Source organism: Kurthia gibsonii, assembly GCF_006539985.1.
Classification (GTDB): Bacteria; Bacillota; Bacilli; order Bacillales_A; family Planococcaceae; genus Kurthia; species Kurthia gibsonii.
In genome coordinates this window covers 1-6,607 of the sequence record NZ_BJOB01000078.1, presented here as the reverse complement: position 1 = coordinate 6,607, position 6,607 = coordinate 1, and the positions used below count along the sequence as shown (strand labels likewise).

The following is a 6,607-nucleotide window of genomic DNA, read 5'->3' as shown; positions in this document are numbered from 1 at the left end:
ATTTTGGAGCGGAAGACGAGGTTCGAACTCGCGACCCCCACCTTGGCAAGGTGGTGTTCTACCACTGAACTACTTCCGCAAATTAAGCATAAAAAAGATGCCGAGGACCGGAATCGAACCGGTACGATGATCACTCATCGCAGGATTTTAAGTCCTGTGCGTCTGCCAGTTCCGCCACCCCGGCATGGATGTATAAATCACACTGTATTAAGTGATTTATTGTTACTGACAATAATTATATTATCATAACTACTACAAGTTGACAACTATTATCTGAAATTTTTTCTTACTTCTTATTTCAAATCAAACCACTGTTGTAATACTCGCTTCGTAGTCTGTTCACGATACATTTGATTATACAGATTCGCAAAGCCATGTGCACCTTCTACTATTTCAAAAGTTACTAGAGTATACTCATTTAATCCTATTCTTACATTCTCTGGGCTAAATGCTTTTTCATTCTTTCCAAAGACCATCTGCACAGGTACTTTTGGAATTACATTCGTATAGGAGCGAATACGTGAACCGTAAAAGCATAATACTTTCTGTACAGCAGGATGTTCACTACATAACCATGCGACTGTTGCACCGACACTAAAACCGACTAATTGAATAAAGTCCTATTGTTTTGCCAATGCGTCTATTAACTCCTCAACCATCTTCTTTACTTTTTCAAAACCGACTGCTTTCATAAAATATTCATAGGCTTTTTCTTCCTCATCGTACATAAAAGCTGTTGTTCTATTTAATAAGTTTGATGATTCATCTAAATCCCCCCTACTTGTTTAATATAAACGAAAAAGAGGCTAGTAATCCAACCTCTTCAACATTACTTATACAGCTCCATTTCGTTGTTTCCAAACAATCATTTGCTGGATCAATCCTTGAATTAATTCAGGCATTTCTTCAAATGCACTTTTTGTATGCAGTCGCTCTGAAATTTGATGTGCATCTTTTCCAAAAGGTCCTACATTTAAAACTGGTGCATCGAATGTCGCAATTTGTTCGAAAGGAATTTCATATGTCTTGCCCCATACTGGTGTATTTTCTTCATAGCTTTGCCAGCCATCGTCTAAAACATACTGACAATAACTCAAGTCACAAATACCATTAAAGTAATGAATTTGTTCGAGTGGAATATCATATGGTTTTGCTGCATCTAATAAGTATGATACAGCTTGTTTCATAAACGGATGCTCTGACGAATTCGCTGGTGGATAATAGGGTGGCGCAAATAAAATAACTGTCGCTGGTGCTAACTCTTTACAATGAATCATCAGTTCATCCGCAATCTTTAATGATTTTGTTCGGTCATCCCATACATCATTCGTATAAACTCCCTCTTCTAACTCGGATACTTTCGCTTCACCTAATTTTTCAAGGGCATACTTTTTCAATTCACTAAAGCGAATCGTACGAATCGTGCCAACAGGCTTTACATTCTTTTTCGCACAAATTTTTTCGTATTGTGCATTACATTTGTCCATCGCTTTCATTGTTACTTGTTCAAAAATGTCAAAAATCTCACTTGCACTGCGCTTCATTAAAAAGACATTATAAAGCGCTGCTGCTCGGTACGGTGTTTGAGTTGAATACTGCTCTTTTAAGTCTTTCAGCTGAAGTGATACAGGGAGTGGTGTTGTCTCGCCGTAAACCGTCTCTTCGAAGCGATCATTAAATTCCATCTCAGCTGTTAAGAAGGCACTCATAAACGGTGCTGTAATGCCTTTTAATGGTTCACCGACATGCGTTTCTTTTCCGTAAAATAAAGCTGCGGGCATAATTTTTCCAATTGTACCTGAATAAATATATTCTTTGACATCTTCTGGACCTTGTGAAAAAGATGGCTCACTATTTAAAAATAACTCGATGTGTAAATCATGTTTATCACGTAAAGCTGCAATATGTTCCACTGCTTTTCGCATACCTGCTGAGTTTACTTCTTCATCAGGTACTGTAATAAGTAGTAAATTAATCGGCCACTGCTCCTCAATTGCTTTTTCGATTAACTGCATGTGTAAACATAGCCCCATTTTCATATCCATAACACCACGTCCAAATAGATACTCGCCCTTTTGTAAATCTTTCTGTGCCGCTTCATTGACATAATGTGGCTGTTTTTCTAAAAGTGCTGTCAGCTCTTCTGGTTGTGTCGCTAAGTGACGAATTTCACCGTATTCTTCTGTTTGGACCGTATCAAAATGACTGATGAGTACAACCGTATCTCGACAATGTGGTGCATGGTAAAAAGCAGATACGACTTGGCGTCCGTAATCGACATCGACAAGTTGCAATTGCGACGGATTTGTTTGAAAATAAGCTAATGTTTCTAGTTTTTCTTTTAGTTTACGCGAAAATAAACGCTCACCTTCTGTAAATGTCTCACTCCCAAAGCTTACCACCTCACATAATAACGCGCGCAATTTCTCAGGTGTTTGCCAATTCATATCTTATTCCTCCTTTTAATTTATAAATCTTCATTTACTTCAGGTACTTGAACTGCTTCTCTCTTTTGTCTTTTTAATTTAATTGAATAAAAGACGATACATAATAGTAAGAAACCAATTCCATACAATACACCTGCTCGTTGTGTTTCATCCCATAGTAAAAAGATGAGAATAGCACTACAGAATGTAATACAAAATAGCGGAATGAATGGATACCATTTCACACGATATTGTAAGTCTTCTAAACGTCCACCAGATTTTACATATTTTCGTCTAAACATAAATTGTGATAATGCAATCCCCATCCATGAAATCGTAACGGAAATACCTGCAATCGACATAAGAAGTACAAATACCGCATCTGCCTTCATAACACTTGTTAATAGAGAAAGTAATGAAAAAATCATCGTGAATAATAGAGCATTAAGCGGAATGTTACGTCTACTTGTTTTACTGAAAATTTTCGGTGCCATATCTTCAAGTGACATCGCCCAAAGTAAACGTGTTGACGCATATAAACATGAATTCCCAACGGATAAAATCGCTGTTAAAATAATAAAATTCATAATATCTGCAGCATATGGAATACCGACTAATTCAAGTAATGTTACGAACGGACTTTCTAATAATCCAAGCTCAGATGATGGGAAAATCGCTGATAAAATGACGATTGATGCAATATAAAAGACAATGATTCGAACTAAGATTGTGCGAATCGCTTTTGGAATCGTCTTTTGTGGATTTTCTGTCTCACCTGCTGCAATCCCAACCAATTCAGAACCTTGATACGAGAAAATAACATTCATCATCGTCACAAAGATAATAATGATGCCTGCTGGAAACAGTAAGGTCGGTTCTAAATTAGTCAAATGTGGTGCAACGCGATCCGCCATTGGTACAATACCGAAAATAGCTGCTGCGCCTACGATGATGAAGAAGACAACTGCTAATACTTTAATGCCTGCAAACCAAAACTCTGCTTCTGCGAAACCTCTTGTTGAAAGAGCATTTAGCGAGAATAATAATACGATGAAGATGGCGCACCAAATCCATGTTGGCATATCTGGAAACCAATGCTTCATCAAAATACCAGCAGCTGTAAACTCCACCCCTGCAGTTGCAGCTGATCCAACGAAGTACATCCATCCTAACGAGAAGCCTGCTGTTGGATGAATAAACTTGGTCGCATACGTTTGGAATGAACCTGTCACTGGCATATGAACTGCTAGCTCCCCTAAACAAGTCATAACCATGTATAAAATAAAGCCTCCGATTAAATAACCAATAATGGCTCCACCAGGTCCTGCCTGATTAATCGTGTAACCAACATTTAAAAAGAGCCCTGTTCCAATAACGCCACCAAGTGATAGCATCATTAAGTGACGACTTTTCATCGTCCGATTTAATTGCGGTGTTGTGTCTTGTTTATGCATTGTAATCCGCTCCCCTTTGTTCTATGCGAATGAGGTTGTCCACCGCTCACTCACGCAGTGGACAACCTTTTTAAAATCGTAATGATAAACAGCTTAATCCCCCGTCTTGCTTTTGGAACTCGCTCATTGGTAACGCAATTACTTGGTAACCATTTTTCTCTAATTTTTCTTTTGTATTTGGATAGCCCTCTGGAATAATGACATAATCATTTATTAAGATACAGTTCGCTGAATACTCGTCTTCTTTCGGAATAATGATTTTTTTATATTCATCGAATAATGAATTTTCTAAAAATTCACCTGCTAATACCATCGTATTATCACCTAAGTACGCAATGCCTGTTTTTAAATGGAAAAATTCTTTTAATGGTACGATATGCGCTGTATAGCCTTCTTTTTCTAAAATGGCTTGTAGTTGTTTCGCGCCTTCTTCATTCGTTCTCTCCGAAATACCAATATAGAATGTATTGTCTGCTTGTAATACATCACCACCATCTAAATAGCCTGGCGATTCAATTGTATAAATTTTGTCATAAAATTTTGATACAGCTGGACGAATCGCTTCAACTTCCCCATTACGACTGTCTGCTCCTGGATTTGTAATGACCGCAAATTCTTTTGTTAAAACGGCTGTATCCTCTACGAATGTCGAATCTGGGAATTGCTCATCTGCTTCCAAATAAACTACTTCCACACCACATTGTTTTAATGCGCCAACATAGTTTTCGTGTTGTACTAATAGCTCATCATAATTCGGTACACCTAAATCAGATGTTGTAAGACCTTCTACATAACTTTTACCTGGTTTTTTAACGATGACATGATTGAACATTTCATTTTCCCCCTTTTATATACGAACGACTGGACATGTTAAGCAAGTTGGTCCACCCGTACCTTTTACAGTAATTTCATCACCTTTATATGTGTAAACTGTTGCACCCGCTTCTTTTAATCGCGCTGTTGTTACAGGATTTCCAGCAGGAATCATACAAACTCTCGGTGCTAATGCTAATACATTACAACCCAGTGCATCGTATTCATCATCTGGTACTTCCACAAGTGTAAAACCTTGCGCTAATAACCACTGTCTCAGTGCGACAGGCATTAAACGCGAATGAACGACAGCTAAATCTTTATCTACAATACTAATGAATGACATCAAATGGAGGCATGCTTCTTCTCCTAAATCATGTGGTAATTGAATGACCTTGATTTCATCTACCATCGGTTCTAATATCTCTGTTAATTGACGAATCGCTTCATCATTTGTACGATAGCCACGACCAATTGCAACCGTTTTCTCATTTAACCAGACAATATCGCCGCCATCACATACTGCATCCCCCTGCAGTTGACCGATAACCGGAATGTCATACTTTTCTAAAAATTCACGATACACTGTTGCTTCTGGCTGACGTAATGCTTTACCTGACTTTAAAATAATTGCGCCCTGCGGTGTAAATTTCACCGGATCATGCGCATAAATCGAATCTAAACCGACACGTTCATCTTGTTCTAAAAACAAAACTTCCCCTACACGCTGTTTTAAAAGCGTTAAAAAATTCTCATACTCTTTTAATGCCTCATCGTAGGTCGGTTCAGATAAATAAAAATATTTCATCCAATTCTCTCGTAGATGTTCTTGACTAATAAAAGCATCTTTCGGATGTTTTACAATCACTTTTTCAAGTTTTTTGTACATTGTGTCTGTAAACAACTGCTACACCCCTTTTATTTTTTCATTAGACGGAAAATAATTCCGTTATGTGAAAAATTTATATTCCAAATATAATCGCCATACTTTATAATGTCAATAGATGTATTTTATTATTTTTTAAAAGGAGTGTTTCATATGCAAGCCCTTGATCGCATGATGATGATCACAAAGGCCATCTCTGAACACAACCAGACAGGCGTTACCATCAGCCAATTAACAGAACATACCGAACTCGCACTTGCTACATTACATCGCATTTTACACTCACTTGTGGAACATCGTCTTATTCAATTCGATGCAACAACGAAGCGTTACACATTAGGTGATGCATGGATGCAATACGGATTACAAGTATATGATCAATTTGATTATGTATCGAAAATTCGTCCGATTTTAGATGACTTAGCCGAGCTCACACAAGAAAGTGTGTATATGCATAAACCAATGGAAGACGAATCAATGATTGTTGAGCGTTTGGATAGCCCGAATAGTCGTATACATATCGTTGATCGACTTGGTTTACGAACTGCTATGCCAGAAGGTGCTGCTAACCATATCGTTTTGGCGCATCGTATTATTTTAGAGAAAAAAGAAAATGTATTTAATGTGGATACTTCATTTTTACAGAAAATCATTGTAGATGGATTTGTTTTAATGGACGATGCACAAAAAGAGACAGTCTCTTTTGCGACACCGATTGTTACGAAGAATCAAGAGTTGTTACATGTGATTAGTTTAAGTGTTCTAGCTTTTTCACTAACAGAAGAACGAATCGAATGGCTGACTAAACAATTACTCGAAACACGAAAGTTAGTCGAAGAAACTTTATATTTTATGTAAAAAGAAAGAGGCTTGGAAATACATCCAGTCTCTTTTCTGTTGATAGGCATAGAAAAAAGCTCATAAGTAGTCATACTACTTACGAGCTTAATATGGGTCGGGACGGAATCGAACCGCCGACACTTAGAGCTTCAATCTAATGCTCTACCAACTGAGCTACCGACCCTTCA

At 37.6% G+C, this 6,607-nt stretch carries 6 protein-coding genes and 3 tRNA genes; 1 reads left to right on the top strand and 8 read right to left on the bottom strand.

Annotation, left to right across the window (positions count from 1 at the left end):
* Window positions 1-4: 4 nt before the first annotated feature.
* The 7 genes from KGI01_RS13225 to KGI01_RS13195 form a co-directional block, all read right to left on the bottom strand.
* Window positions 5-79: transfer RNA gene (locus KGI01_RS13225), tRNA-Gly, on the bottom strand.
* A 19-nt stretch (window positions 80-98) separates the two neighbouring features.
* Window positions 99-184: transfer RNA gene (locus tag KGI01_RS13220), tRNA-Leu, on the bottom strand.
* Between the two features lie 109 nt (window positions 185-293).
* Window positions 294-614 carry a dienelactone hydrolase family protein gene (locus KGI01_RS13215; RefSeq protein WP_141275066.1) on the bottom strand — a complete coding sequence of 107 codons (321 nt, stop codon included), beginning with the start codon at window positions 612-614 and terminating at the stop codon, window positions 294-296.
* Between the two features lie 219 nt (window positions 615-833).
* On the bottom strand, window positions 834-2,447 hold the full coding sequence (locus KGI01_RS13210; protein WP_141275065.1) for a M20/M25/M40 family metallo-hydrolase: 1,614 nt from the start codon (window positions 2,445-2,447) through the stop codon (window positions 834-836).
* 20 nt (window positions 2,448-2,467) lie between these two features.
* Window positions 2,468-3,880: an amino acid permease gene (locus KGI01_RS13205; RefSeq protein WP_141275064.1), complete on the bottom strand. Its 1,413-nt coding sequence runs from the start codon at window positions 3,878-3,880 to the stop codon at window positions 2,468-2,470.
* 70 nt (window positions 3,881-3,950) lie between these two features.
* Complete coding sequence (locus KGI01_RS13200) at window positions 3,951-4,712, bottom strand: dimethylarginine dimethylaminohydrolase family protein (protein WP_141275063.1); 762 nt, start codon at window positions 4,710-4,712, stop codon at window positions 3,951-3,953.
* Between the two features lie 15 nt (window positions 4,713-4,727).
* Complete coding sequence (locus KGI01_RS13195) at window positions 4,728-5,582, bottom strand: dimethylarginine dimethylaminohydrolase family protein (RefSeq protein WP_141275067.1); 855 nt, start codon at window positions 5,580-5,582, stop codon at window positions 4,728-4,730.
* Between the two features lie 150 nt (window positions 5,583-5,732).
* Between KGI01_RS13195 and KGI01_RS13190 the strand changes: the two genes are divergently transcribed.
* Window positions 5,733-6,437 (top strand): IclR family transcriptional regulator, encoded by a 705-nt coding sequence (locus KGI01_RS13190; RefSeq protein WP_170214800.1) that lies wholly within the window; start codon window positions 5,733-5,735, stop codon window positions 6,435-6,437.
* 93 nt (window positions 6,438-6,530) lie between these two features.
* Here the strand turns inward: KGI01_RS13190 and KGI01_RS13185 are convergent.
* Window positions 6,531-6,603 (bottom strand) — tRNA-Phe (locus KGI01_RS13185).
* Window positions 6,604-6,607 lie beyond the last annotated feature (4 nt).